Below are 24,386 nucleotides of genomic sequence, written 5' to 3'. Positions count from 1 at the left end.
GGTTCACAGCTGATGACGCGGCAGCGGCGGTTTACCCCTCAAACGTTTTTCAGAGGATCAGCGCGGCACGATCAGACGTTGCCCACCCAACGCCTGCACGCTGACCGGCAGGATGCCCGGCAAGGCATCGAGCAATACCTCTGGCCGATCACTGGGGAAACTCCCGGTCAATCGCAGGTTGACCAGCCCGGGTTCGACCTTGACGGCCTGCGCGGCATAAGCGTTCAGCTCACCGATCACCTCGACCAGCGGCTGGTCGGTGAACGACCACCAACCGCGCTGCCAATGCGCCTGGTCCGGACCGTACTGGCCACCGGCGCGCAGGCTGCCCAACCGCCCTTCGCCCTCCAGGCAGATGCGCTCGCCAGCCTGCAACACCTGTTCGCCGCCCTGCAGATCGCGTACCTGTACCCGCCCCCTGGCTACAGCCACCTGGACCTGGCCACCACGGTCGCTGACCGTGAACGCGGTGCCCAGCACCTGTACCACGCCCAGGCGCGTGCTGATCAGGAACGGTCGCCACAGCTCATGAGCCACATCGAAGTAGACATTGCCGTGCAGCAGCAGGACCTGGCGCTGGCCATGATCGAAGCGCACGCGCAGGTTGCTTTCGGCCGCCACCAGCAATTGGCTGCCATCGGGCAATGCCAAGGCCTGCGGCGCTTGCGCGTGGGCCGTCTGCAGGTCCTGGCCGAACGCTGCGGTGCGCTTGTACATCCAGCCCAGCCAACCACCTGCGGCCAGCAGCAAGGCCAGCGCGCCGCCCTGGCGCAGCACCCGCCGACGCCCCACATCACAGGCCTGCGGTTGCAAGGCGCCACGCAGTTGCGGAGCGAGGCGGTGAACCAGTTGCCAGCGCTGCTCGGCCTCCAGCCAGGCGCGCTCATGCTCGGCGCTGCGTCCGCGCCAGCGCTGCACCCGGCCATGGGTCTTGCGCACGCGTTCGGGATCATCCCCTTGCAGCGCCGCCAGGTAGACCAGCGCCTGCTGCACTTTGCGCGGCGCGGCCGGCTCAGTCATGACGGCTCGCCAGGCGCAGTTCGGACAGGTCAAAGACCGCCCGGGCGATATGCAGCTCGACCGACTTGGCCGACAGCCCCAGGGCCTCGCACACTTCACGGTGGCTGTGGCCGTGCAGGCGCACGCGCACGAACACTTCGCGGCGCAGCTTGGGCATGCGTTCGATGCGGGCAATCAGGTGCTGCAGCTGTTCGCGCGCGATCATGATCTCTTCCACGCTGGGGCTGAGCCAGTCGGCCCGTGCCAGCCAGTCTTCCAGCGCCGCCAGTTCGGTGCTACGCCGACGGTGCTGGTCGATGCACAAGTTGCGCGCTGCCTGGAACAGTAAGGCCCGGGCATTGATTACCGGTGCGTTGAGCGCATGGGCGTATGCCTGGGCGAAGCTGGACTGGGCAATATCAGCGGCGTCATCAGGGTTGCGCAGCCGCCCGCAGAGGTAGCGGCGCAGATCGCTGTAATGGGCAAGCAGGTCGTCGACGGCCGCTTTGAGAGCTGGCCGGGCGTGCCAAACGCTGGAAAGGGAGGTCATTGCGGATGTGGCGAAGGCCGTTAATAGGAATTCCTATCATTCTCACACATGTCAATCGTCCATCGCCAGCATCATGTTGCCGATCAGTAACCCAGCTTGCGCAGCAACTGGCCTTCGTTCTGTGGCATCGGTCGTTTATAGAAACGCATCAGCTCACCGGCACGGTTGGTGAAAATGCCGTCGACGCCGGCTTTCATCGCCTTGTCGAAATCCACCGCCTCGTCGAGGGTGTACACGTGCACCAGCAGCCCCTTGTCGTGGCTGGCCTGGTTCATCCACGGCTGGATCAGGTCGGAGTAGCTCTGCTCGCCGAGGTGAGTGCGGATTGCCGAAGGGCCGGTACCAATGGCACCGCCGGCCTTGGCATAGTCGAGCCAACGTTGGAACTCGGCACGGTCCTTGGGTTGCTGACGGGCGTGGAAGGCCGACTTGTCCTGCTCACCGGATTCGGCGAAGTCCTGCCCGGAAGCCGGCTCGATGCTGCCCTTGGCCACCCACAGCAAGAGGATCTTCGGCACCTGCGGCATGGCCTCGTGCAGCAGCTTGAGGCTGTTGCGATCGAAGGTCTGCAAGATCACCCTGCCCGGCTTGTCGAGCCAGCCACGGGCCTCGAGGCGCTTTTTCAGGTCCTGCTCGATACCGGGAAACTGCGCCGGCTCCTTGGTCTCGATGTAAAGGCCTGGGTGACGCTCGGGGTTGCCTTCGGCGATATCGATCACTTCGTCCAGGGTAAGGATACGCTGGCCCTTGAACGCTTCGCGGGCACGCTCTGGATAGGCTTTGTTGAACCAGCTGCCGGCGTCCAGCGCCTTGAGTTCGGCCAGGGTGAAGGCGCTGACCGGGCTCGCCTTGCGCTCGGGGTAACGTTCGGCGACGTCGCTGGTGCGGGCCAGCACATCGTCGTGGACCACCACCAGCACGCCATCGCGGGTACGCTGCAAGTCCATTTCCAGGTAGTCGGCGCCCAGTTCGCGGGCCAGCAGGTAGGCGGGTGTGGTGGACTCGGGAGCGTCGAACGAAGCGCCACGGTGGGCGATCACGGCCGGATGCGGGATGTCCTGGGCCTTGGCAAGGGCCTTGCCGTCGGTGGCATGGGCTGCGGTACTCGCCAGCAAGGTGGCCAGGAGAAGGGTCTTGTACATGGGTAGTCCTTTGCAGATCGGGGCCGGCCTCTGGAAGACGCCGGCAAGGTCAACGGTGCAGTCCTTGAGGGCGCAAGCCTCGCACACTCTGCATGACATGCTAAAGTCCCCGGCGTTTTCCGCCTCACCCAATGGACCGCCCATGCCCGCACTCGACGCCCACTTGCCCACCTGGGCCGACCTCAACCAGCGCCACCCCAGCACCGCCCTGCTGCTGGGCAATGGTGCCAGCCGCGCGCTGTGGAAACCGTTCGGCTATTTCTCGCTGTTCGAGGAAGCCCAGCGGGTGCGGCACAAGGCTTTGGGGGTGAGCGACCAGGCACTGTTCAAGGCCCTGGGCAGTGAGCTGTTCGAGCCGCTGCTCAGCACCCTGAACACCACCGTGCGGGCCAACGCCGCGCTGGCGATCAACTCCACCGCGCCGCTGAACCGCTACTACTCGATCAAGGAAGCGCTGATCCACGCGGTGCGCGCCGTGCACCTGCCCTGGCCGCGCTTCCCAAGCGCGACGCGTACGGCCATCAACCACGCGCTGCGCCAGTACCGCAGCGTCTACACCAGCAACTACGACCTGATCCTGCCCTGGGCCGTGGCCGAGGATACGCAAGGTTTCGCCAACCTGTTCGACGAACAGGGTTTCTTCGACGTGCGCCGCAGGCAAGCCGACGGTATCCGCATCCTGCACCTGCACGGCGGCATGCACCTGCTCAAGCTGCCTGATGGCAGTACCCGCCGACGCAGCGCGGAACAGGCCGAACTGCTCGAAGGCTTCGCCGTGAACATTCCCGGCGAAGTACCGCTGTTCGTCAACGAAAGCCGCAGCGAAGACAAGCTGCGTGCCATCCGCAACTCCGACTACCTGTCCTGGAGCCTGGGACAGCTGGCCCGCGAACACGACGGACTATGCTTGTTCGGCCAGCACCTGGACACGAGCGACCAGCACCTGCTCGACGCCATCCGCCTGGCTCGGCCCAAGCACCTGGCCATCGCGATCCGGCCGCTAAGCGAGGCCTCGGTCATCAACCAGAAGCAGCACTTCATTGATCGCTTTGGCGATCTTTCGCAGGTTCCGCTGCACTTTTTCGATGCCTCCAGCCACCCCCTAGGCTTGGCTGAACTGGCCATCCCCGTTCCGGCCACACAGGATCGACGGCGCTGAGCCGCACACTTTGCAAATGTAAATAATTCTCGATAAGATCCGCACCCTTTCCTTCCCGCCAGCCCCGGAAAGCGTGCATGCAGCGCCCCAAACCCGACCCCGTCGCCCACGGTTTCTATGCCGACATCCTGCATTTCCTGCGCAAGCGCATGGACAATGCCAGTGACGCCGCGGACATGACCCAGGATGTGTTCGCCCAATGGCTGGGTTACCGGGATCGGGCCAAGGTGGAGCAGCCGCGCGCGTTCCTGTTCCAGGTGGCACGCAACCTGCTGAGCGACCATTGGCGCAGGCAGAAGGTGCGCCATGCGGCGCTGGCCGACGACACCCTGCCCGAGCAGCAGAGCGCGCCGGCCAATGACCCCCTGGACCATGCCCAACAGCAACAACGGCTGGATCAATTGCGTCAGGTGCTCGCAGAACTCTCGCCGCGACGCCGCGAGGCCCTTATGCTGCACCGTTTCGAAGGCCTGACCCAGGCCCAGATCGCCGAACGCATGAACATTTCCGTCAGCATGGTCGAAAAGCACATCGCCGCCGCCCTGCTGCAATGCAAGCAACGCCTGGACAGTGACAACGGCACGGAGCAGTTCCCATGACCCCCACCGACGAGCTCGACCCGCGCCCGATCGACGCCCAGGCGGCGAGTTGGTTCAGCCGCAACCGCAACCAGCCGTCACGGCAAGACCGCAAGGCATTCGCCCGGTGGATGCAGACGCCCGAGCACACCCGCGCCTATCGCCAGTTCGAACAGCTGTGGGATGACCTGGCCGCACTCAAGCAAGCCAATCGCCCCGTGCCCTTGCCGGTACGCCGGGCGCCGCGCTGGCGCCCGGCCCTGGCAACGGCGGCGGCCCTGCTCTGCGCCATACTGGCCGGCAACCTGGGCGCGGGTAGCGAAGCCTTCAGCCAACGCATCAGCGCCAGCCAGGCCCTGCAGGTGCTGCAACTGCCCGATGGCAGCCAGCTGCATGTCAACGCCCAGACCCGCCTGCGCCTGGACTTCAGCGCCGAACAGCGGCTGATCCAGCTCGAACATGGCCAGCTGTATATCGAGGTGGCACCCGACAAGGAGCGGCCGCTGTTCGTCGATGCGGGCAGCGGCCGCGTGCGCGTGGTCGGCACTGGCTTCGATGTGCGCCGGGGCGACCGCGAACTGGTGGTGACGGTCGCCCACGGCCAAGTAGCGTTCGACACCCCCGGCGAGCGACAACCGCCATTGTTGCTCGGTGCCCGCCAGGGCGCCACCTACGACCTGGCACGCGGCACCCTGACCCGCCGTGAACTGGGCGAACAACAGGTGGCCGACTGGCGCGAGGGCCACGTGAGCTTCCGCAACCGCGAACTGGCCAGCCTGATTGACGAGCTCGGCCTGTATCGCCAGCAGCCGGTGGTGCTGGCCGACCCGACGCTTGGCCTCTACAAGGTGTCCGGCAATCTCGACGTCCACGACCCGGACGCCCTGCTCAATGCCCTGCCCGCCCTGTTGCCGGTCAAGACCACCTTGCTGGCGGACGGGCGCCTGCGCATCGAGCGGCGCTGAAAAAATAGTTTGAGAATTTTTATCATTCGCAGGTGAGGTTTTGTCGCAACATCGCGTCTTCCTCCCCGCCTGCCGCGTGATGGCGGGCTTTTTCCGGCCTTTTGCCGTTTGGGGGAAACCATGTTGTCCGCGTTGCGTCCATTGCACTGCCTGCCTGTCCGACCCACATTGCTGGCCCTGTGCCTGGCCATGAGCCTGGCCGCCGAAGCCGCACCGGTACCGTTCGACCTGCCGGCGCAACCGCTGGCGCGCTCGCTGAGCCAACTGGCCCAGCAGGCCAAGGTCCAGCTGCTGTTCGACGAGGCCCTGCTAGGCGGTGCCCAGGCACCGGCGCTCAAGGGCGACTTCGAAGCCGAAGTGGCTATCAGCCGCCTGCTGGTCGGCAGCCGCTTCAACTTGGTGCGCATGGGCAACACCTACGTGGTACGCCTGCGCGAAGACGACCCGACTGCCGACAACAGCCTGCAACTCGGTGCCGTGAGCATCGTGGGTGACGGGCAGCAGGTCGACGCTGGCAACGTCGGGCGCTCGACGCTCGACCAGGAGCAGATCGACCGCTACCAGCCCAGCAATATTCCCAGCGTGCTGGCGACCCTGCCGGGGGTAAACATGGGCGGCTCGTCCAAGCCCGGCGGCCAGACCATCAACATCTGGGGCTTTGGCGACGCCGAGGACGTGCCGATGACCCTCGACGGTGCGCCCAAGAGCGGCTTTGAGCGCTATCAGCAAGGCACCATCTTCATCGAGCCCGAGCTGATCAAGCACATCGAGGTCGAAAAAGGCCCGCACTCGGTCAAGACTGGCAACGGCGGCTTCGGCGGCAGCGTCAATATGGAAACCAAGGACGCCGGCGACTTGCTGCAAGAGGGCCGCAACAGCGGTGCGATGCTCAAGTACGGCTATGGCAGCAACGACCACCAGCAGATCTACAGCTCGGCATTGTTCGGCCGTACCGACGACGGTCGCATCGACGGCCTGGTGTATTACACCAAGCGCGACGGCGGCAACCTGAAGATGGCCGACAGCCTGCCCGACCCCACCGGCAAATGGCCGATCAACCCCCAGCGCATCCCCTACAGCGCCCTGGACCTGGACGGCGCTCTGCTAAAGACCAACATACATTTCACCGACGAGCACAGCCTGGGGCTGTCCTGGGCACAATCGGAAAGCCAGCGCTGGACCACCTTCTCATCGACCGCCTTCAGCACGCCCCCCACTGCGGCGGATATCAAGAAGTACGGCTACGAAGCCGCCCTCAAGCGTTTCCTCGCCAACCGCCGCACCATCGACACCACCTGGTCGGCTACCTACAAGTACCAACCGATCGAAAACCCGTGGGTGGACCTGCAGGTGAAGTACTCCGAATCGGACACCAAGCAGACCGATGAGCGCGACGCCACGGCGTTCTTCCAGCCCGCCACCGGTGGGCGCAAGATGGACACCGAGTACAAGGACCGCATGCTTGATGTGAAGAACACCAGCACCTTCCTCACCGGTCCCCTGGAACATGCGCTCACCGCAGGCGTGCAGGTGCGTCGCCATGACCGCGACACGCAGATGTGGATGCCCGGCAAGACCTACGAAGTACCCAAGTACAACTATGGTTACTACCAGCCGTACTTCATGCCCAGTGGCCAGGTCGACAGCCAGGGCTACTACTTGCAGGACGCCATCACCCTGGGCGACCTGACCATCACGCCATCGTTGCGCTACGACCACGTGACCAACGAGGGCAAGCCTAACCAGGCGCCGTACTACAACAACCCCGCGGCTGGCCACGACTACAGCGACAAGACCTACAGCGGCTGGTCACCACGTCTGTCGCTGTTCTGGAAGATGAACGAACAGACCGCGCTGTTCGCCGACTACAGCAAGACCTGGCGCGCCCCGGTGCTGGATGAACAGTATGAAGTGCAGGGTGTCGGCAGCCGCACCGCCACCAGTCGCAACCTCGACCCCGAGCGCATCACCGGTGTGCGGGTCGGTAGCATCAGTACCTTCACCAATGTGTTCAGCCAAGGCGACAGCGCGCAGATTCGCACCATGGCATTCCACAACAAGGTCACTGACGAGATCTTCAAGGCCACCGGCATCGGCTGCCAGGAGCAACTGGTCAGCGGCGGCACCATTGCCAACACCTGCGGCGACGGGCTGATGGGCAACTACCGCAATATCGGCGATGTGACCTACAAGGGTTTCGAAGTCGAGACCTTCTACGACGCCACCTATTGGTTCGGTGCGCTGTCGTACTCTTGGATGGAGGGTCGCCACGAGGGCGCGTACACCAACCCCTGGGGGCCGGATGTCTGGGCCAAGGATGTACCGGCACCGAAATGGATCACCACCCTTGGCGTGAAGATCCCGGCCTGGGACGCCCGGGTCGGCTGGACCGCGCAGTTCGTCGGCGCCACCCACCACCTGCCCAGCGACAAGTACTTCGAGGGCCCGGCCAGCGCGCTCGGTGACCGCTACTACGACAACTTCGGCAACGAGAAGTACCAGATCCATGGCCTGTTCGCCAACTGGAAGCCGCAGCAACCCTACCTCAAGGGCACCGAGGTCAACCTGACCGTGGACAACCTGTTCAACAAGGCCATCCGGCCGGAGCTGTCGGGCGAGAACGCCTATACCCAGGGGCGCAATGCCAAGATCAGCGTGACTCGGTTCTTCTGAACCCGCTGGCAGGCAATGATGCAACGGAGTGCATCACCTGCCGTTCGACACCCGCTCCTGGGCCCTGGCGACATTCACCTGCATCGCCACGATGGCCAGCTCATGGACTGCCTGGGCAACCGTATGCGTACCGCGTGCCTGCATCCACGACAGGATGTCGGCGAGGTGCCAGAGCGAGAGCGTGCCGTCATGCACCGGGGCCGGAAAGCTGCGGTGATGGGTGAGCATGAGCTTGCGCATGTTCTGCCGGGACACCCCCACCAGCTCCGCCACATCGGTCAGGCCAACCAGGTCGGGGCTGGCCTCGATCAGCCGGGCATCCGGCAACACTTGCCGCACATCCGCCAGGGCGCTGTGCAGTGCCTCCCGCGCCGTGCCGCCCTCGCGGGCGAAGGCCAGGGCCAGACGGCCCGGCTGGCCGCTACCGACCACTGCATCATCGCAACCGGCCTCCCCCAGGCGCTCGATCAGCGCATCGACGTCCATGTCCTCGGTCAATTGGTATTTGAGGGTGAACTCGTACTCCATCACTTTCGCTCCACTGACTGATTGGCTATCGCGCTTGTCGACGTACAGTTGTCCACGATCCGGCGTAACTGGCGGGCGAAGGTGCCCGGGTTTCTGGGCGTGCTCCACACGCTGGTGATGCAGAACTCGCCGCAGCGGCATTCGCGGTCGTTGTTAGGGCAATAGATCCGACCCCAGCAATGGCCACCTCCCACAGAGACTCTCCAGCCCCGCGCCTCGTCGTGCGTCAGGGACTGTTCGACTTCCTTGTTTGGATGGAGGGGACGGACCATCGGTTGAGCTCCAGTATGGATATGAGAGATAGGTTGTCAAGTGACAACCATGCGACGCCGACAGGCGTCATCACAAGCCAGACTAGGTGCCAGAGGGATGAAACGGGCTCAAAAAGGTCGCTTCGGAAACGACCTAACCAAATTTGTGAAAGTGCTGTAGATCGATTATCCAGCGATCAGCCCATCCGCCTTCAACAACGTCTCCAGGCAATGCTCGCGCACCCCATAGAACGTCTTGAGCTCGGCGATTTTCTCCAGCAGACCCGCATTGTCCTTGGGCTGCCGACGCTTGACCGCAAGGATCATCTTGTTCTTGTTGGTATGCTCGAGCGAGATGAACTCGAACACCTTGGTCTCGTAGCCGCAAGCCTCCAGGTAAAGGGCGCGCAAGCTGTCGGTGAGCATCTCGGCCTGCTGGCCCAGGTGCAGCCCGTACTGCAGCATCGGTTGCAACAGCCCCGGGCTGTGCAACTGCGGGCGAATCTGCTTGTGGCAGCACGGCGAGCACATGATGATCGCGGCGTTGCAGCGAATACCGCTGTGGATGGCATAGTCGGTGGCGATGTCGCAGGCATGCAAGGCGATCATCACATCGATGGCCTCAGGCACCACGCTGCGCACATCGCCGCATTCGAACACCAGGCCCGGGTGCTCCAGGCGCGCGGCGGCGGCGTTGCACAACTCGACCATGTCCGGGCGCAGCTCGACACCCGTGACCTGCGCCTCACGGGCGAGGGTGTTGCGCAGGTAGTCGTGCATGGCAAAGGTCAGATAGCCCTTGCCCGAACCGAAGTCGGCGACCTTCAGGCTCTGCTGGGCGTCCACGGGCGCGTCGCTCAAGGCATGGTCGAAGACCTCGATGAACTTGTTGATCTGCTTCCATTTGCGCGACATGGACGGGATCAGCGCGCCCTGCGCGTCAGTCACCCCCAGGTCGCGCAGGAACGGCCGCGACAGCTCCAGGTAACGCTTCTTCTGCCGGTCATGGCCACCCGCGCCCGTCTCGCGGGGCGCCTGCTGGGCCAGGTGCCGGCGCAGCATCGGCTTGCCCTTCTTGCTGAACTCCAGTTGCACCTCACCGGCCGGGGTGAACAGGTGCGCGTTGCGAAAGCTCTCGGGGAGCAGTTCGGCCACCAGCGCCTGCGCCTCGTCCAACCCCAGGTTGCGAGTAATGTCGCGGGTCTGGTGACGGTAGACCAACGACAGGCAGGCCTGGCCCTTGATCTGCACCGCCTTGGCGATGATCCGCTGCAGGGTCTGGTCGGTACCGACATGGCGGGCCAGCACCAGCTTGCTCAGGCTGCCGTCGCCCAGCGCATCGGCGAGCAGGCTCAGGAACTGGGCGCGCGCGTCCGGCGCGCCATGGGCGGAGGAAGGGGAAGACATGGGAACGGGTGCCTCGAAATGCGGGGAGCGCGATGCGCAATGCCGGGCATTCTACGTCGATGATGCCCCTGGCGAAACATGCCCTTGCTCGCCAACGGTCAGTCGAGAATCACCAGGCGGTTGGGCAGTTCGTTGCGCGCATGGGTCGGGGGTACATGTTCGCTGAGCAGCTCGCCGCAGGCCTCGATGCATTCGACGAAGCCCTGCAAGGTATGGCCCTGGCGCACCTGGTCGGTGAAACGGGCGACGATCGCCTCGCGCGCCTGCTCGGGCAGGTGCCGGGCGATGCCCTCGTCGACCAGGATCTCGACATGGCGTTCGGCTTCGCTGACGAAGATCAGCACGCCCGTGGCCCCGGCGGTACGCTGCAGGTTGAGCTCGAGAAACTGCTGGCGGGCCAGGCCCGAAGCGCGCCGGCGGCGCAACATCGACGGCACCACCCAGGCAGCCAGGCGCGGATGGCGCAACACCAGGCACAAGCTGATGAAGGTCAGCATCTGCGCCAACAACAGGCCATTGACGCCGATACCACCCAGCCACACATGCAACGCGCCGGGTATCAACAAGGCCAGCAAGGCGGCCCAGATCAACGGCAGGTAGGGGAAATCATCGGCGCGGCGGGCCAGCACGGTCACAAGCTCCGCATCGGTGCGCCGTTCGGCGCGTGCAATCGCCTCGGCGATCTGGCGCTGTTCGTATTCGGTCATGCCATCGTCTCTCGAGCGTTCTTATCGTTGTTATCCCGGCAATCGGGTGGGCGAGAGTGTATCTCAACAAATGCCTCATATAAGGCATAATCCGCGACTGCGTCGGATCATGGATGAATGATCCACAACACGGCCAGCGGACACGACAACAACAGGCATACGAAACGTCTCGGCCCACCGCTATCACTCGACAACGGAATTGATGATGAAACTGTCTTTGCTGGGCCTGGCCATGGGCCTTGCCAGTCAGGCGGCCCTTGCCGCCCCTATCGCCCCGCCCCTGCAGGACAAGCAGGCGTTCGTCGACCATCTGATCAGCCAGATGACCGAGGCCGAGAAGATCGGCCAGCTGCGCCTGATCAGCATCGGCCCCGAGATGCCCCACGCGAAGATCCGCGAGGAAATCGCCGCCGGACGCATCGGCGGCACCTTCAACTCGCGCACCGCCCCGGAGAACCGTCCGATGCAGGACGCGGCCATGCGCAGCCGCCTCAAGATCCCGATGTTCTTCGCCTACGACACCATCCATGGCGAACGCACCATCTTCCCGATCGGCCTGGGCCTGGCCTCGTCCTGGGATATGGACGCCATCGCCAAGGTCGGCCGCACCTCGGCCGTCGAGGCGGCCGCCGACTCGCTGGACATGACCTTCGCACCGATGGTCGACATTGCCCGCGACCCGCGTTGGGGGCGCACCAGCGAAGGCTTTGGCGAGGACACCTACCTGACTTCGAAGATCGGCCAGGTGATGGTCAAGTCGTTCCAGGGGTCGAGCCCGGCCAATGCCGACAGCATCATGGCCATCGTCAAGCACTTCGCCCTGTACGGCGCCGTGGAAGGGGGCCGCGACTACAACACGGTCGATATGAGCCTGCCGAAGATGTACAACGACTACCTGCCGCCCTACCGCGCCGCGCTCGACGCCGGTGCTGGCGGGGTAATGGTGGCGCTGAACTCGATCAACGGCGTGCCGGCCACGTCCAACACCTGGCTGATGAACGACTTGCTGCGCAAGCAGTGGGGCTTCAAGGGCGTGACCATCAGCGACCACGGCGCCATCCAGGAACTGATCCGCCATGGCGTGGCCCGTGACGGCCGCGAAGCCGCCAAGCTGGCGATCAAGGCCGGCATCGACATGAGCATGAACGACACCCTCTACGGCGAAGAACTGCCTGGGTTGTTGAAGTCCGGTGAGGTCAGCCAGGCAGAACTGGACCAGGCAGTGCGTGAAGTGCTGGGCGCCAAGTACGACATGGGTCTGTTCAAAGACCCCTACGTGCGCATTCCAAAGCCTGAGACCGACCTGAAGGACTACTACGCCGAGGACCGCCTGCACCGCGAAGCTGCGCGTGACGTGGCACGCCGCGGCCTGGTGCTGCTGGAAAACCGCGAGCAGACCCTGCCCCTGAAAAAGGCCGGCACCATCGCCGTGGTCGGCCCACTTGCCGATGCGCCGATCGACATGATGGGCAGTTGGGCCGCCGACGGTAAACCGCAGCACTCGGTGACCGTGCGTGAAGGTTTGCGCCGCGCCGTCGAAGGCAAGGCCAAGCTGGTGTACGCCAAGGGCTCGAACGTCACTGGCGACAAGGCGATGTTCGATTACCTGAACTTCCTCAACTTCGACGCCCCGGAAATCGTCGACGACCCGCGTCCGGCCGCAGTGCTGATCGACGAAGCGGTCAAGGCCGCCAGGCAATCGGACGTGGTCGTGGCCGTGGTCGGCGAGTCCCGGGGCATGTCCCACGAGTCCTCAAGCCGCACCACCCTGGAGATCCCCGCGGTACAACGCGACCTGATCAAGGCGCTCAAGGCCACCGGAAAACCCCTGGTGCTGGTGCTGATGAACGGTCGTCCGCTGTCGATCGCCTGGGAACGCGAGCAGGCCGACGCCATCCTCGAAACCTGGTTCAGCGGCACCGAAGGCGGCAACGCCATCGCCGACGTACTGTTTGGCGACTACAACCCGTCCGGGCGGCTGGCCATCACCTTCCCGCGTTCGGTCGGGCAGATCCCGATGTACTACAACCACATGCGCATCGGCCGCCCGTTCACCCCAGGCAAGCCGGGCAACTACACCTCGCAATACTTCGAGGAGCCAAACGGCCCGCTGTATCCGTTCGGCTACGGCCTGAGCTACACCAGCTTCGAACTGTCCGACCTGACCTTGTCGCAGACCGAGCTAAAGCGCGGCGCGACCCTCAAGGCCAAGGTCGTCGTGAAGAACACCGGCAAGCGTGACGGCGAGACCGTGGTGCAGCTGTATATCCAGGACCAGAGCGCGTCGATGAGCCGCCCGGTGAAGGAGCTGAAGAACTTCCAGAAGCTGATGCTCAAGGCCGGCGAGTCGCGAACCTTGACTTTCGACATCAGTGAGCAGGATCTGAAGTTCTACAATGGCCAACTGCAGCACGTTGCCGAGGCTGGCCAGTTCAACGTGCAGGTCGGCCTCGATTCCGAAGCGGTGCAACAGCAGAGCTTCGAGCTGCTGTAAGCCAGACCCGGCCCCATCGCGGGACAAGCCCGTTTCCACACATCACGCTGTGGAAGCGGGCTTGCCCCGCGAAGAGGCCGGCACAGACAACCGCAACCCCGGATCCGCCCCATGCCCTCATCCTTCCGCACCCTGCGCCTGGGTTTGATCATCCTGCTGATCCTGGTCGGCACCACACTCAGCGCCGGCTGGGCCATGCACCAGGCCAAGCGCGAGGCGATGGCAACCGACGCCCGCCGGGCCGGCCAGCAACTGGGCCTGTATGCCAACGCCCTGCATACCCTGATCGAGCGCTACCGTGCATTGCCTGCGGTACTGGCGCTGGACCCTGAACTGATCGCCGCCCTGCGCGGCCCGGTTACCGAACAGGTGCAGGACGCCCTGAACCGCAAGCTCGAACGCATCAACGGCGCCGCCAACTCTTCCACCCTGGAGCTGTTGGACCGCACGGGCCTGGCCATCGCGGCCAGCAACTGGCGCCTGCCGACCACCTATGTCGGTTCCAACTACGGCTTTCGCCCCTATTTCAAACAGACCCGCAGCCAGGGCAGTGGCCGCTTCTACGCCGTCGGCGTGACCAGCGGCGTGCCAGGTTATTTCCTGGCGAGCGCGGTGAACGATGAACATGGCCGCTTCCTCGGCGCCATGGTGGTCAAGCTGGAGTTCCCGGAGCTCGAGCGCGAGTGGCGCCAGGGCAACGACATCCTGCTGGTCAGCGATGCCCGCGGCATCACCTTCATTGCCAACCAGGACGGCTGGCGTTACCGCGAACTGCAACCGCTGTCCGGTGCCGACCGCGCCGAGCTGGCGGAGACCCGCCAGTACGACAAGCAGCCGCTGGTGCCCCTGCAGCACCAGGCCCTGACTCGCTTCACCGACACCAGCCACCTGACCCGCGTGCAAGGCCCGGATGGCACCGCCGAGTACCTGTGGGAGCGCCTGCCCCTGGAGGCCGAAGGCTGGACCCTGCACCTGTTGCGCAAGCCGCAGGTCGCCGAGGATGGGCGCAACGCCGCCCTCGCCGCCGCGGCGATCTGGCTGAGCCTGGTGTTCGCCGCGCTGTTCGTCAGCCAGCGCCTGCGCCTGGCCCGTCTGCGTCAACGCAGCCGCGAGGAGCTCAAGCGCCAGGTCGAGGAGCGTACCCGCGAGCTGCGCACGGCCCAGGAAGGCCTGGTGCAGTCGGCCAAGCTGGCGGCGCTGGGGCAGATGTCGGCCGCGCTGGCCCACGAGATCAACCAGCCTCTTACCACCCAGCGCATGCAACTGGAAACCTTGCGCCTGCTGCTTGATCATGGCCGTCATGACGAAGCCCGCCAGGCCCTGGAACCGCTCGAGCAGATGCTCAGTCGCATGGCCGCGCTCACCGGCCACCTGAAAACCTTCGCCCGCAACAGCCCCGGAGGCCTGCGCGAACGCCTGGACCTGGCCACCGTGGTCGACCAGGCATTGCACCTGCTGGACACCCGCATGCGCGCCGAAAACGTCGAGGTGGCGCTGTACCTGGCGCGCCCGGCCTGGGTCCGTGGCGATGCGATCCGCCTGGAGCAAGTGCTGATCAACCTGCTGCGCAACGCCCTCGACGCCATGGCCGACAAGCGCTACAAACGCCTGGAGATCCGTATCGAGGCGGACGATGCGCAGTGGCGCCTGAGCGTGCTCGACTCCGGTGGCGGCATCCTCGACACCGATCTTTGCCGGGTCTTCGACCCGTTCTTCACCACCAAGCCGGTCGGCGAGGGCCTGGGCCTGGGCCTGGCCATCTCCTACGGCATCGTCATCGATGCCGGCGGCCACCTGCAGGTCGAGAACCTGCCGGGGGGCGCCCGCTTCAGCCTCACCCTGCCCCGCGACCTGGAGACGGTATGTTGAATTCAGTGATCGTTGTCGATGACGAAGCCAGCATCCGCGCTGCGGTGGAACAATGGCTGAGCCTGTCAGGCTTCAACGTGCAGCTTTTCGAGCGTGCCGAGGAGTGCCTGGCGCAACTCCCGGCACACTTTCCCGGCGTGATCCTCAGCGACGTGCGCATGCCCGGCATGTCCGGTCTGCAGTTGCTCGACCGGCTCCAGCAGGCCGACCCCGACCTGCCGGTGATTCTGCTCACCGGCCACGGCGATGTGCCCATGGCGGTGGAGGCGATGCGCAACGGTGCCTACGACTTTCTGGAAAAGCCCTTTACCCCACAGCACCTGATGGGCAGCCTGCGCCGGGCCCTGGAAAAACGCCAGCTGGTCCTGGAAAACCGCCGCCTGCATGAGCAGGCTGACCTCAAGGCCCAGCTGGAGAACACCTTGCTGGGCATGTCCCAGGGGTTGCAGCAACTGCGCCGACAGGTGCTGGAGCTGGCCAGCCTGCCGGTCAACGTGCTGATCCGTGGCGAAACTGGCAGCGGCAAGGAGCGCGTGGCGCGCTGCCTGCACGACTTCGGCCCGCGCGCCGACAAACCCTTTGTCGCGCTAAACTGCGCGGCCATCCCCGAAACATTGTTCGAAGCCGAACTGTTCGGCCATGAAAGCGGCGCCTTTACCGGCGCTCAGGGCAAGCGCATCGGCAAGCTGGAGTACGCCAATGGCGGTACGGTGTTCCTCGACGAGATCGAGAGCATGCCCCTGGCCCAGCAAGCCAAACTGTTGCGGGTGATCCAGGAGCAGAGGCTTGAGCGCCTGGGGGCCAACCAGAGCATCGCCGTCGATCTGCGCATCATCGCCGCGACCAAACCGGACCTGCTTGAAGAGGCCCGTGCTGGGCGCTTTCGCGAAGACCTGGCGTACCGCCTCAACGTTGCCGAGCTGCGCCTGGCACCGCTGCGCGAGCGCCGTGAAGATATCCCGCTGCTGTTCGAACACTTCGCTCGCACCGCCGCCGAACGCCTGGGCCGCCATGCCCCACCGGTCGGCGGAGGACGATTGGCGCAGCTGCTGGCCCACGACTGGCCGGGCAATGTGCGTGAGTTGGCCAATGCTGCCGAACGTCATGCCTTGGGGCTGGATTCGCAGAACCTTGAGAGCCTGCCAGGCGGGCAGTCGCTGGGCGAACAGATGGAGGCGTTCGAAGCCCAATGCTTGCGTGCGGCGCTGCGCCAGCACCGGGGCGAGATCAAGGGGGTGATGGAGGCGCTGCAACTGCCGCGGCGTACGCTGAACGAGAAGATGCAGCGCCATGGCCTGGTGCGTGAGGACTTTCTCGGCAACGAATGAGCGGATTTCCGCTTATCGGTCCAGGCAAATGAGCGGAAGTTCGCTCACTGCATGCTGAATCGCCGGAACTTCCTGGCAGCCCATCACTGGCAAGCCAGCGCCCACCAGGCACCATGCAAGCCAGATACGGTGCGAGCTGGCTCGCCAGCGACAGGGCACAAGACGCCCCCAAATGGACCACCAAGCACCCATTTGGCACACCTCCTGCAAAACCCTTCTCAAGCTGCGCCCCCGAGCGCGCTCCACAAAAACAACGAGAAGGTATCCCTGATGGATAACGCCAGCACTCTGCCTACCGGGGCGGCCGTTGCGCCCGCCGCGGAAAAGTCCACCGCCAGCCGCCTCAAATCGATCTTCAGTGGTTCCATCGGCAACATGGTCGAATGGTACGACTGGTACGTCTACGCCGCATTCTCGCTGTACTTCGCCAAGGCTTTCTTCCCCGCTGGCGACACCACCGCCCAACTGCTCAACACCGCCGCAATCTTTGCCGTGGGCTTCCTCATGCGCCCGATCGGTGGCTGGCTGATGGGCCTGTACGCCGACCGCAAGGGCCGCAAGGCGGCGCTGATGGCCTCGGTGCTGCTGATGTGCGCCGGCTCGCTGGTCATCGCGCTGACGCCGGGCTACGAGACCATCGGCGTCGCCGCACCGGTCCTGCTGGTCATCGCCCGACTGATGCAGGGCCTCTCGGTAGGGGGTGAATACGGCACCTCGGCCACCTACCTGAGCGAGATGGCCAGCAAGGAGCGCCGCGGCTTCTTCTCCAGCTTCCAGTACGTCACCCTGATCTCCGGCCAGCTCATCGCCCTGGCGGTGCTGATCGTCCTGCAGAACACGCTGACTACCGAGGAGCTGTACGCCTGGGGCTGGCGCGTACCCTTCGTGATCGGCGCGCTGTGCGCGGTGGTCGCCCTGTACCTGCGCCGTGGCATGGAAGAGACCGCCTCCTTCACCAAGAAGGAAAAGTCCAAAGAGAACCTGATGCGCACCCTGATGCGTCATCCCAAGGAACTGATGACCGTGGTCGGCCTGACCATGGGCGGTACCCTGGCCTTCTACACCTACACCACCTACATGCAGAAGTACCTGGTCAACACCGTAGGCATGAGCATCAGCGACTCGACCACCATCTCGGCGGCCACGCTGTTCCTGTTCATGTGCCTGCAGCCGGTGATCGGCGGCCTGTCCGACAAGATCGGCCGGCGCCCGATCCTGATCGCCTTCGGTGTGCTCGGCACCCTGTTCACCGTACCGATCCTCAGCACCCTGCACACCATCCAGACGTGGTGGGGCGCGTTCTTCCTGATCATGGCCGCATTGATCATTGTCAGTGGCTACACCTCGATCAACGCCGTGGTGAAGGCCGAGCTGTTTCCCACCGAGATCCGTGCCCTGGGCGTGGGCCTACCCTACGCGCTGACCGTGTCGATCTTCGGCGGCACCGCCGAGTACGTGGCCCTGTGGTTCAAGAGCAACGGCATGGAGACCGGTTTCTACTGGTACGTCACCGCCTGCATCGCCTGCTCGCTGCTGGTGTACGCAACGATGAAGGACACCAAGCAGCATTCGCGGATCACCACTGACTGATCCCTGCTCGCCAAACGTGAAAAAGGGGCGCTACGGTTGACGGAGCGCCCCTTTTTAATAGGCGCGCGCCAAACAGTAGCGTTATTTGGCTCACAACATGAGCTGAATAGCGCTATTATTCGGCTCATGACCTCAAAACAGCACACCGCTGCAGACACCTTCTGGGTGTGGCAGCAGGCCGACTGGCCCGGCTTTCGCTGGAACGAGTCGCAACTTGCCCCCTTGCTCAGGGACTGCGTCCAGGCGCAGGGTTGCCTGCTGGGCAGAGCGGGAGCAGTGACCGAGGCCAATGCTAACCTGGACACGCTCGATACCCTGTTGCAGAACATTGTCACGTCCTCGGCCATCGAGGGTGAACAGCTGAATGTGGAGTCCGTTCGCTCTTCCCTCGCCCGACGGCTTGGCATTGCCGAGCCGGGAACAACCACGACACGCAGCGAGGGCCTGGCCGAGCTGATGGTGGACGCGACCATGGGCTATGTTCGCCCGCTGGATCAGCCGCGCCTGTTCCTCTGGCACCGCTGGCTGTTCCCCGAAACCGACGACTCGCTCGCACCTCCTCTGCCAATTGGCGCATGGCGCGACCATGCCCCGATGCAGGTGATATCGGGGCGTATCGACAAACCCAAGGTGCATTTTGAGGCACCGCCACGCGCCGGCCTGGAGCAGCAGGTGCAGCAGTTCCTCGACTGGTTCGAGAGCAGCCGCCATGATCGGCAACTCGATCCCCTGCTGCGTGCGGGCCTCGCCCATTTCTGGTTCGTCACCCTGCACCCCTTCGCCGATGGCAATGGCCGCCTGACCCGCGCCATCACAGACCTGGCATTGGCCCAGGGCGAGCAGCGAGCGGTGCGTTTCTACGCCATGTCCAGCAGTATCCTGGAAGATCGCTCGGGCTACTACGCAGCCCTTGAAAGCAGCCAGCGCGGCGACCTGGACGTCACACGCTGGCTAGCCTGGTTCCTTGCCACCCTGCTGCGCAGCCTCCAGCAAGCGCTGGTGCGCATTGACCGGGTGCTGGCCAAGTCGCGCTTCTGGCTGATCCATCGGGGCGATGGTTTGTTGCCCGAACAAGTCAAGGTGCTCAATCGACTGCTCGATGGCGGGTCTCGCGGCTTCGAGGATGGCATCAGCGCCAGCCAGTACCAGGCCGTGGCCAAGGTCTCCAAGGCCACGGCCACCCGGCACCTGGCCGACCTGCTGCAGAAAAACTGCCTGGTTCGTCTGCCCGCTGGCGGGCGAAGTACCCGCTATACGGTGAACACCCAAGCGACCTGACGCTTGTACGAAATGACGCTGCTGGAACAGGCGCAAGCCGCCTTGCGGCCTGTGCATGCCTCCCCAGGAACCGCTGCCGCCACGCCTTAATTTCCCATTAATTGTCTGGGCACATGCTGATATGGCCCTGTCGTCGGTCTGCGCTTTTCATTCTTGCGTTCCAGGGCTGATCGGCGAGCAGGGCGCCAGAAGACTGCATTGAAGGCCATTCACGCCCAAAACAATCAAATTATTAGATTTTTATCCATTATTTTTTGCGCTTTTTAATCAATTTTACAGGCGTAATATTGAACCCATAGAAACAACAACCCCTGGCACTCATCGGAGCTACGACCATGAAGAACAAGCTGATCCTTTCCCTCGCCCTGTCGGTACTGGCTACTGGCGCCTTCGCCGAAGACGGTTTCGATCGCACCAACGCCCACACCTTTGCCGCTGCACAGAGCCAGTCGTCCAACTACGCAGAAGATGGCTTTGATCGTACTGGCGGCCAGCGCTTCGCTGAAGACGGCTTCGACCGTACCGGCGGCCAGCGCTTCGCCGAAGACGGCTTCGACCGCACCGGCGGCCAGCGCTTTGCCGAAGACGGCTTCGACCGCACCGGCGGCCAGCGCTTCGCAGAGGATGGTTTCGACCGCACCAACGGCCACCGCATCAGTTGATCTCTGATGCGCGCTACCAGCCCGGCTTCGGCCGGGCTTGATCATTTGCAGTTGAGCCAAGCCTTGGCACACTAGGCGCCTCGTCCCCCACCAGGAAGGGCCTCGCGGCCTTGCGCAGATGTACTACTACGAACCCGCCAAAGGCCACGGCCTGCCCCACGACCCGTTCAACGCCATCGTCGGCCCTCGGCCCATCGGCTGGATCTCCAGCCACGATCGCGAAGGCCGCCTGAACCTGGCGCCCTACAGCTTCTTCAACGCCTTCAACTACATCCCACCGATCATCGGTTTCTGCAGCGTCGGGCGCAAAGACAGCCTGAACAACATCGAGCAGACCGGCGAGTTCGTCTGGAACCTGGCTACCCGGCCGCTGGCCGAGCAGATGAACCAGAGCTGTGCCGCGGTGGCGGCAGATATCGACGAGTTCGCGCTCAGTGGCCTGACCCCGGCCCTGTCCAACGTGGTCAAGGTGCCACGCGTGGGCGAGAGCCCGGTGAGCTTCGAATGCAAGGTCAGCCAGATCGTCCAGCTCAAACGCGCCGACCAGGAACTTGTCCCCAGCTGGCTGATCCTCGGAGAGGTAGTGGCGGTGCACATTGCCGAGCACCTGCTCAAGGACGGCATCTACGACACCGCCGCCGCCGAGCCGATCCTGCGTGGCGGCGGCCCGGCCGACTACTTTGCGCTGGGCGAGCTGTTCAAGATGGCCCGTCCACAGGTCTGATCAGAAGACCAGTTCGCCTTCCTCGCCTACGCCCTGCAGGCGTTCGAGTTCAGCACAAGCGGCCGTGTCGGCCGCGATCGCCGACTGGAACACCTGCCCGTCGAGCACTTTGTGAAAGCGCGGCGCACCGCCCATGCCCAGGGCCTTCACGGCGATCGCCGCGTGGTAGCCGCCGCCTTGCACCGGGACCATCGCCGAGACCGCTTCGAAGTGGGGGAATTCTCTACGTGCCATGCTGCACTCCGCCTGAATGATGTAGGGGCGGCATTCTACACATCAGGCGAAGGTATGCAGGTCCAGGCTGCTGACCACCTGCGCCTGGACCAGCTCGCCGAACACCTCCAGGGTGGGCGAGGCGAAATAGCCGCTCATCGCCTGCTGGTCGCTCCAGCTGCCGCTGAGCAGCCACAGATCGGCATCGACCTGCGAACGCTGCACACTGAAGCTCAGGCAGCCGGGCGCCCGCAGCGACGGCTCCAGCAGGTCGCGCAGGCGCATGCCGAGTTCCGCCGAACGACCGTTGCTGGCGCGGATGAAAGCCAGGTGAGTGACCGGTTGAGGCTGGGTCATGAACGATCTCCTTGAAGCGCTACGGACGGGAAAACAGGCTGCCAAGATTAGGGCCCCGCCCTCGCGCGACGTTAGGTCATTACTGCCGAGCGATTGCCTGATCCTGCCGTGCGACAGGATCAGGCAATCGAACGACAGCATTCGACTAGCGCCCGACATTGGCCATACCTATGCTGGCCCGGTCAGTAGAGGAACCACGCCATGACCACGCTCCCGCCACCCGACTCGACCCTTGAGCTGCAGCGCCAGGAACTGGCCGCGCTGATCCAGCGCCACGCCGGCCAGCCCCATGGCCCGGCGTCGGCCATCGAGGACCTTTACCTTACGTGCTACGAAGAGGAGATCCGCGGCATGCCCGCGCTGGCCCAACCGGCGTTGTGCATTCTTGCCCAAGGCAGCAAGACCCTGATCCTCGGCGACGAACATTACGCCTATGATCCGCTGCACTACATGGTGGTGTCGGTCACCCTGCCGATCAGCGGCGCCCTGCTCAAGGCCAGCCCCGAGCATCCCGCGCTGGGCTTGCGCCTGGACATCGACCCGGCGCAACTGAGCCAACTGATCGCCGAGAGCAGCCCGATGGTGGTGCCCAACCGGCCATCAGGTCTCGGCCTGTACGTGGAGAAAAGCGATCCGCAGCTTCTGGACGCGTTGATCCGCCTGATCAAACTGCTGGACTCGCCACGCGACATTGCCATCCTCGCGCCGATGATCCGCCGGGAAATCTTCTACCGCCTGTTGCGCGGCCCCCAAGGTTACCGGCTGTACGAAATCGCCCTGGCCAACAGCCAAACCCATCGGGTCTGTCAGGCGATTACCTGGCTCAACAACCATTACCACCAGCCGTTGCGTATCGAAGACCTCGCTCGGGAAGTGAACCTCAGCGTCTCCACCTTGCATCACCGCTTCAAGTCGGTGACGTCGATGAGCCCCTTGCAGTACCAGAAGCAACTGCGCCTGCAGGAGGCCCGACGCCTGATGTTCAACGAGGGTTTGGAGGCTGCCGTGGCCGGCTACCGGGTGGGCTACGAGAGCCCATCCCAGTTCAGCCGCGAATACAGCCGGCTGTACGGCGCGCCGCCAATCCGTGACGTGGCAAGGTTGCGAGCCAGCGCCAGTTGAACGACCCGCCGCACCCATGGCTTGCCGGCGAATCGAGGGTACAGCCCTCGTGGCGCAGTCAGCCTTGCACAGCCAACTGCCATTGCCCCTGATCCACCTGGATCAACGTCGGCCCCGGGCGCTCCACCGCCCGGCCCAGCGCCGCCTGCAACTGCGCCACGTCAGCCACCGACTCGGCATCGGCCCCAAGCGCTCGCGCCACGCCGATGAAGTCCGGGGTGTGGATGTCCACACCGACCGGCTCGATCGCCCGATTGACCATGTACTTCTTGATTTCCTCGTACCCCTGGTTGTTCCACAGCAGCACGATCAGCGGCACCTGCGCCTCGACGGCACTGGCCAGCTCGGGCAGGGTGAACTGCAACCCGCCATCACCGATCAGGCATACTGTGGGCGCACGCGCGGCGCGCACTTCGGCGCTGCCGAGCCAGGCGCCCATGGCCGCCGGCAACGCGTAGCCCAGCGTGCCGTAGCCCGTTGACGCGTTGAACCAGCGGCGTGGCCGGGTCATGTCCAACGTCAGGTTGCCGGTGTAGACCGGCTGGGTCGAATCGCCCACCAGCACGGCGTCCGGCAGGGTTTCCAGGATACTGTTCAGCAAACGGGTCTGGCTCAAGGTCGGCTGGTCCCAGGTGGCTGCGTTTTCCTGGCGCAGTCGGGCGGCCCGAGCAGCGCCCCAGTGACCATCACGCAGTGGTTGCGCCTGCATGTGCAGGGCCACCAGCAGGGCCTCTGTCGCCTGTGCGGCATCGGCCACCAGGGCCAGTTCGGGCGGGTAGTTGCGCACCGTCTGGTCCGGGTCGATATCGATCCGCAGGAGGCTGCCGGGAATCTCGAAACCACCCTTGAACGTCACGTCGTAATCGGTCTCGGCCAGCTCGGTGCCGATGGCCAGCACTACGTCGGCCTCGGCCACCAGCGCACGGGTGGCCGGCAAAGTCTGGGTCGAGCCGATCTGCAGCGGATGGTTGGCCGGCAGCAGCCCCTTGGCATTGATCGTCAGCGCTACTGGCGCCTGCAGGTGCTCGGCCAGCCTGGCCAGCCCGGCGGCGGCGTCCAGGGCACCACCGCCGGCAAGGATCAACGGCCGGCGCGCCTTGGCCAGGCGCATGGCCATCTGCTGCACGGTCTGCGGCGCCGCGCCCGCCCGGGCGGTGCGCACCGGGCGGGCCGGTAGCAGGTGATCTGCGGGCTCCACCAGCACATCCAGCGGAATCTCGATATGCACCGGACGCGGACGGCCACCGTCGAACACTGCGAAAGCGCGAGCCAACACCTCGGGCAGATCGTCGGCACTCATCAAGGTATGCGAAAACGCCGCCACCCCTGCCACCAGCCCGGCCTGGTTGGGCAGTTCGTGCAACTTGCCGCGCCCGCCACCCAACTGGCTGCGCGACTGCACGCTGGAAATCACCAGCATCGGGATCGAGTCGGCGTAGGCCTGGCCCATGGCGGTGGTGATGTTGGTCATGCCCGGGCCGGTGATGATGAAGCACACACCAGGCTTGCCCCGGGTACGCGAGTAGCCGTCGGCCATGAACCCGGCGCCCTGCTCGTGGCGCGGGGTGATGTGGCGGATCGAGGAGGCAGCCAGGCCGCGGTAGAGTTCCACGGTATGCACGCCGGGAATGCCGAAGACATGGTCGACACCATAGCCTTCGAGGAGTTTGACCAGCACTTCGCCACAGGTTGCCATCATCGAGTACCCGATTCTTGTTGAGACTGGTGCTCATGGAACCAAGTGCCGACTACCGCCACAATGCAAAAAAACACATACTAGCCATGACCTC

22 protein-coding genes are annotated in these 24,386 nt (G+C 64.5%); 12 read left to right on the top strand and 10 right to left on the bottom strand.

The features are described 5' to 3' along the window. Window positions 1-57: 57 nt before the first annotated feature. The 3 genes from DFS21_RS02045 to DFS21_RS02035 all read right to left on the bottom strand — a co-directional run bounded on the left by DFS21_RS02045 (window position 58) and on the right by DFS21_RS02035 (window position 2,691). Window positions 58-1,020: a FecR family protein gene (locus DFS21_RS02045; RefSeq protein ID WP_110697690.1), complete on the bottom strand. Its 963-nt coding sequence runs from the start codon at window positions 1,018-1,020 to the stop codon at window positions 58-60. Next, window positions 1,013-1,549, bottom strand: coding sequence for an RNA polymerase sigma factor (locus DFS21_RS02040; protein WP_110697688.1), 537 nt, complete (start codon window positions 1,547-1,549; stop codon window positions 1,013-1,015). The genes DFS21_RS02045 and DFS21_RS02040 overlap by 8 nt, the downstream gene beginning before the upstream one ends. 83 nt (window positions 1,550-1,632) lie before the next feature. After that, window positions 1,633-2,691 carry a glycerophosphodiester phosphodiesterase family protein gene (locus DFS21_RS02035; RefSeq protein WP_111531738.1) on the bottom strand — a complete coding sequence of 353 codons (1,059 nt, stop codon included), beginning with the start codon at window positions 2,689-2,691 and terminating at the stop codon, window positions 1,633-1,635. Window positions 2,692-2,833: 142 nt separating this feature from the next. Here DFS21_RS02035 and DFS21_RS02030 point away from each other — a divergent pair, with 142 nt between their 5' ends. The 4 genes from DFS21_RS02030 to DFS21_RS02015 all read left to right on the top strand — a co-directional run bounded on the left by DFS21_RS02030 (window position 2,834) and on the right by DFS21_RS02015 (window position 8,066). After that, the gene (locus DFS21_RS02030) at window positions 2,834-3,850 is read left to right on the top strand and encodes a DUF4917 family protein (protein WP_110697684.1); all 1,017 of its coding nucleotides are present in this window, start codon (window positions 2,834-2,836) and stop codon (window positions 3,848-3,850) included. Between the two features lie 77 nt (window positions 3,851-3,927). Next, complete coding sequence (locus DFS21_RS02025; protein WP_102682747.1) at window positions 3,928-4,449, top strand: RNA polymerase sigma factor; 522 nt, start codon at window positions 3,928-3,930, stop codon at window positions 4,447-4,449. After that, window positions 4,446-5,393 (top strand): FecR domain-containing protein, encoded by a 948-nt coding sequence (locus DFS21_RS02020; protein WP_111531737.1) that lies wholly within the window; start codon window positions 4,446-4,448, stop codon window positions 5,391-5,393. The genes DFS21_RS02025 and DFS21_RS02020 overlap by 4 nt, the downstream gene beginning before the upstream one ends. Before the next feature lie 120 nt (window positions 5,394-5,513). Further along, complete coding sequence (locus DFS21_RS02015) at window positions 5,514-8,066, top strand: TonB-dependent receptor (protein ID WP_110697680.1); 2,553 nt, start codon at window positions 5,514-5,516, stop codon at window positions 8,064-8,066. Window positions 8,067-8,099: 33 nt separating this feature from the next. Here the strand turns inward: DFS21_RS02015 and DFS21_RS02010 are convergent, their stop codons facing one another. From DFS21_RS02010 to DFS21_RS01995, 4 genes are all read right to left on the bottom strand, one after another. After that, window positions 8,100-8,594, bottom strand: coding sequence for an AlpA family transcriptional regulator (locus DFS21_RS02010; RefSeq protein WP_110697678.1), 495 nt, complete (start codon window positions 8,592-8,594; stop codon window positions 8,100-8,102). Further along, window positions 8,594-8,866 carry a hypothetical protein gene (locus DFS21_RS26855; protein WP_110697676.1) on the bottom strand — a complete coding sequence of 91 codons (273 nt, stop codon included), beginning with the start codon at window positions 8,864-8,866 and terminating at the stop codon, window positions 8,594-8,596. The genes DFS21_RS02010 and DFS21_RS26855 overlap by 1 nt, the downstream gene beginning before the upstream one ends. 165 nt (window positions 8,867-9,031) lie before the next feature. Next, the gene (locus DFS21_RS02000) at window positions 9,032-10,252 is read right to left on the bottom strand and encodes an SAM-dependent methyltransferase (RefSeq protein WP_110697674.1); all 1,221 of its coding nucleotides are present in this window, start codon (window positions 10,250-10,252) and stop codon (window positions 9,032-9,034) included. Between the two features lie 98 nt (window positions 10,253-10,350). Next, the gene (locus tag DFS21_RS01995) at window positions 10,351-10,959 is read right to left on the bottom strand and encodes a TPM domain-containing protein (RefSeq protein WP_102682753.1); all 609 of its coding nucleotides are present in this window, start codon (window positions 10,957-10,959) and stop codon (window positions 10,351-10,353) included. A 202-nt stretch (window positions 10,960-11,161) separates the two neighbouring features. Here DFS21_RS01995 and bglX point away from each other — a divergent pair, with 202 nt between their 5' ends. From bglX to DFS21_RS01960, 7 genes are all read left to right on the top strand, one after another. Next, complete coding sequence (gene bglX, locus DFS21_RS01990) at window positions 11,162-13,453, top strand: beta-glucosidase BglX (RefSeq protein WP_110697672.1); 2,292 nt, start codon at window positions 11,162-11,164, stop codon at window positions 13,451-13,453. Window positions 13,454-13,564: 111 nt separating this feature from the next. Further along, on the top strand, window positions 13,565-15,322 hold the full coding sequence (locus tag DFS21_RS01985; RefSeq protein WP_102682755.1) for an ATP-binding protein: 1,758 nt from the start codon (window positions 13,565-13,567) through the stop codon (window positions 15,320-15,322). Next, the gene (locus DFS21_RS01980) at window positions 15,316-16,650 is read left to right on the top strand and encodes a sigma-54 dependent transcriptional regulator (RefSeq protein WP_111531736.1); all 1,335 of its coding nucleotides are present in this window, start codon (window positions 15,316-15,318) and stop codon (window positions 16,648-16,650) included. Before DFS21_RS01985 ends, DFS21_RS01980 begins: the two co-directional genes overlap by 7 nt. Before the next feature lie 270 nt (window positions 16,651-16,920). After that, window positions 16,921-18,240 (top strand): MFS transporter, encoded by a 1,320-nt coding sequence (locus DFS21_RS01975; RefSeq protein WP_110697667.1) that lies wholly within the window; start codon window positions 16,921-16,923, stop codon window positions 18,238-18,240. A 126-nt stretch (window positions 18,241-18,366) separates the two neighbouring features. Further along, a complete protein-coding gene (locus DFS21_RS01970; RefSeq protein WP_110697665.1) occupies window positions 18,367-19,518 on the top strand; it encodes a Fic family protein in 1,152 nt (383 codons plus the stop codon). A 335-nt stretch (window positions 19,519-19,853) separates the two neighbouring features. Next, window positions 19,854-20,180 (top strand): hypothetical protein, encoded by a 327-nt coding sequence (locus DFS21_RS01965; protein WP_110697663.1) that lies wholly within the window; start codon window positions 19,854-19,856, stop codon window positions 20,178-20,180. Window positions 20,181-20,298: 118 nt separating this feature from the next. Continuing rightward, a complete protein-coding gene (locus tag DFS21_RS01960; protein WP_102682760.1) occupies window positions 20,299-20,904 on the top strand; it encodes a flavin reductase family protein in 606 nt (201 codons plus the stop codon). Here the strand turns inward: DFS21_RS01960 and DFS21_RS01955 are convergent, their stop codons facing one another. Continuing rightward, window positions 20,905-21,138: a hypothetical protein gene (locus DFS21_RS01955; RefSeq protein ID WP_111531735.1), complete on the bottom strand. Its 234-nt coding sequence runs from the start codon at window positions 21,136-21,138 to the stop codon at window positions 20,905-20,907. A gap of 42 nt (window positions 21,139-21,180) precedes the next feature. Continuing rightward, window positions 21,181-21,474: a putative quinol monooxygenase gene (locus DFS21_RS01950; protein WP_023630181.1), complete on the bottom strand. Its 294-nt coding sequence runs from the start codon at window positions 21,472-21,474 to the stop codon at window positions 21,181-21,183. 201 nt (window positions 21,475-21,675) lie between these two features. On the opposite strand from DFS21_RS01950, the gene DFS21_RS01945 reads away from it, so the two are divergent. Continuing rightward, entirely contained in the window at window positions 21,676-22,596 is a 921-nt protein-coding gene (locus DFS21_RS01945) for an AraC family transcriptional regulator (protein ID WP_110697659.1), read from the top strand. A gap of 58 nt (window positions 22,597-22,654) precedes the next feature. On the opposite strand, the gene DFS21_RS01940 is transcribed toward DFS21_RS01945, so the two are convergent. Beyond that, complete coding sequence (locus DFS21_RS01940) at window positions 22,655-24,292, bottom strand: 5-guanidino-2-oxopentanoate decarboxylase (protein ID WP_110698195.1); 1,638 nt, start codon at window positions 24,290-24,292, stop codon at window positions 22,655-22,657. Window positions 24,293-24,386 lie beyond the last annotated feature (94 nt).

Origin of the sequence: Pseudomonas sp. 2848, from assembly GCF_003253945.1 — a bacterium.
GTDB lineage: Bacteria > Pseudomonadota > Gammaproteobacteria > Pseudomonadales > Pseudomonadaceae > Aquipseudomonas.
The sequence above is the reverse complement of the archived record's forward strand: the minus strand, read 5'-3'. Positions and strand labels throughout refer to the sequence as shown.

Excerpts from the sequence above, each read along its gene's own strand:
- DFS21_RS02010 (WP_110697678.1), bottom strand. The coding sequence starts at position 8,594 with ATGGAGTACGAGTTCACCCTCAAATACCAATTGACCGAGGACATGGAC.
- DFS21_RS02035 (WP_111531738.1), bottom strand. The coding sequence starts at position 2,691 with ATGTACAAGACCCTTCTCCTGGCCACCTTGCTGGCGAGTACCGCAGCC.
- DFS21_RS02030 (WP_110697684.1), top strand. The coding sequence starts at position 2,834 with ATGCCCGCACTCGACGCCCACTTGCCCACCTGGGCCGACCTCAACCAG.
- bglX (WP_110697672.1), top strand. The coding sequence starts at position 11,162 with ATGATGAAACTGTCTTTGCTGGGCCTGGCCATGGGCCTTGCCAGTCAG.
- DFS21_RS02015 (WP_110697680.1), top strand. The coding sequence starts at position 5,514 with ATGTTGTCCGCGTTGCGTCCATTGCACTGCCTGCCTGTCCGACCCACA.
- DFS21_RS01980 (WP_111531736.1), top strand. The coding sequence starts at position 15,316 with ATGTTGAATTCAGTGATCGTTGTCGATGACGAAGCCAGCATCCGCGCT.
- DFS21_RS02000 (WP_110697674.1), bottom strand. The coding sequence starts at position 10,252 with ATGTCTTCCCCTTCCTCCGCCCATGGCGCGCCGGACGCGCGCGCCCAG.
- DFS21_RS02025 (WP_102682747.1), top strand. The coding sequence starts at position 3,928 with ATGCAGCGCCCCAAACCCGACCCCGTCGCCCACGGTTTCTATGCCGAC.
- DFS21_RS01960 (WP_102682760.1), top strand. The coding sequence starts at position 20,299 with ATGTACTACTACGAACCCGCCAAAGGCCACGGCCTGCCCCACGACCCG.
- DFS21_RS01950 (WP_023630181.1), bottom strand. The coding sequence starts at position 21,474 with ATGACCCAGCCTCAACCGGTCACTCACCTGGCTTTCATCCGCGCCAGC.
- DFS21_RS01985 (WP_102682755.1), top strand. The coding sequence starts at position 13,565 with ATGCCCTCATCCTTCCGCACCCTGCGCCTGGGTTTGATCATCCTGCTG.
- DFS21_RS01940 (WP_110698195.1), bottom strand. The coding sequence starts at position 24,292 with ATGGCAACCTGTGGCGAAGTGCTGGTCAAACTCCTCGAAGGCTATGGT.
- DFS21_RS26855 (WP_110697676.1), bottom strand. The coding sequence starts at position 8,866 with ATGGTCCGTCCCCTCCATCCAAACAAGGAAGTCGAACAGTCCCTGACG.
- DFS21_RS01955 (WP_111531735.1), bottom strand. The coding sequence starts at position 21,138 with ATGGCACGTAGAGAATTCCCCCACTTCGAAGCGGTCTCGGCGATGGTC.
- DFS21_RS01945 (WP_110697659.1), top strand. The coding sequence starts at position 21,676 with ATGACCACGCTCCCGCCACCCGACTCGACCCTTGAGCTGCAGCGCCAG.
- DFS21_RS02040 (WP_110697688.1), bottom strand. The coding sequence starts at position 1,549 with ATGACCTCCCTTTCCAGCGTTTGGCACGCCCGGCCAGCTCTCAAAGCG.
- DFS21_RS02045 (WP_110697690.1), bottom strand. The coding sequence starts at position 1,020 with ATGACTGAGCCGGCCGCGCCGCGCAAAGTGCAGCAGGCGCTGGTCTAC.
- DFS21_RS01965 (WP_110697663.1), top strand. The coding sequence starts at position 19,854 with ATGAAGAACAAGCTGATCCTTTCCCTCGCCCTGTCGGTACTGGCTACT.
- DFS21_RS01995 (WP_102682753.1), bottom strand. The coding sequence starts at position 10,959 with ATGACCGAATACGAACAGCGCCAGATCGCCGAGGCGATTGCACGCGCC.
- DFS21_RS02020 (WP_111531737.1), top strand. The coding sequence starts at position 4,446 with ATGACCCCCACCGACGAGCTCGACCCGCGCCCGATCGACGCCCAGGCG.
- DFS21_RS01970 (WP_110697665.1), top strand. The coding sequence starts at position 18,367 with ATGACCTCAAAACAGCACACCGCTGCAGACACCTTCTGGGTGTGGCAG.
- DFS21_RS01975 (WP_110697667.1), top strand. The coding sequence starts at position 16,921 with ATGGATAACGCCAGCACTCTGCCTACCGGGGCGGCCGTTGCGCCCGCC.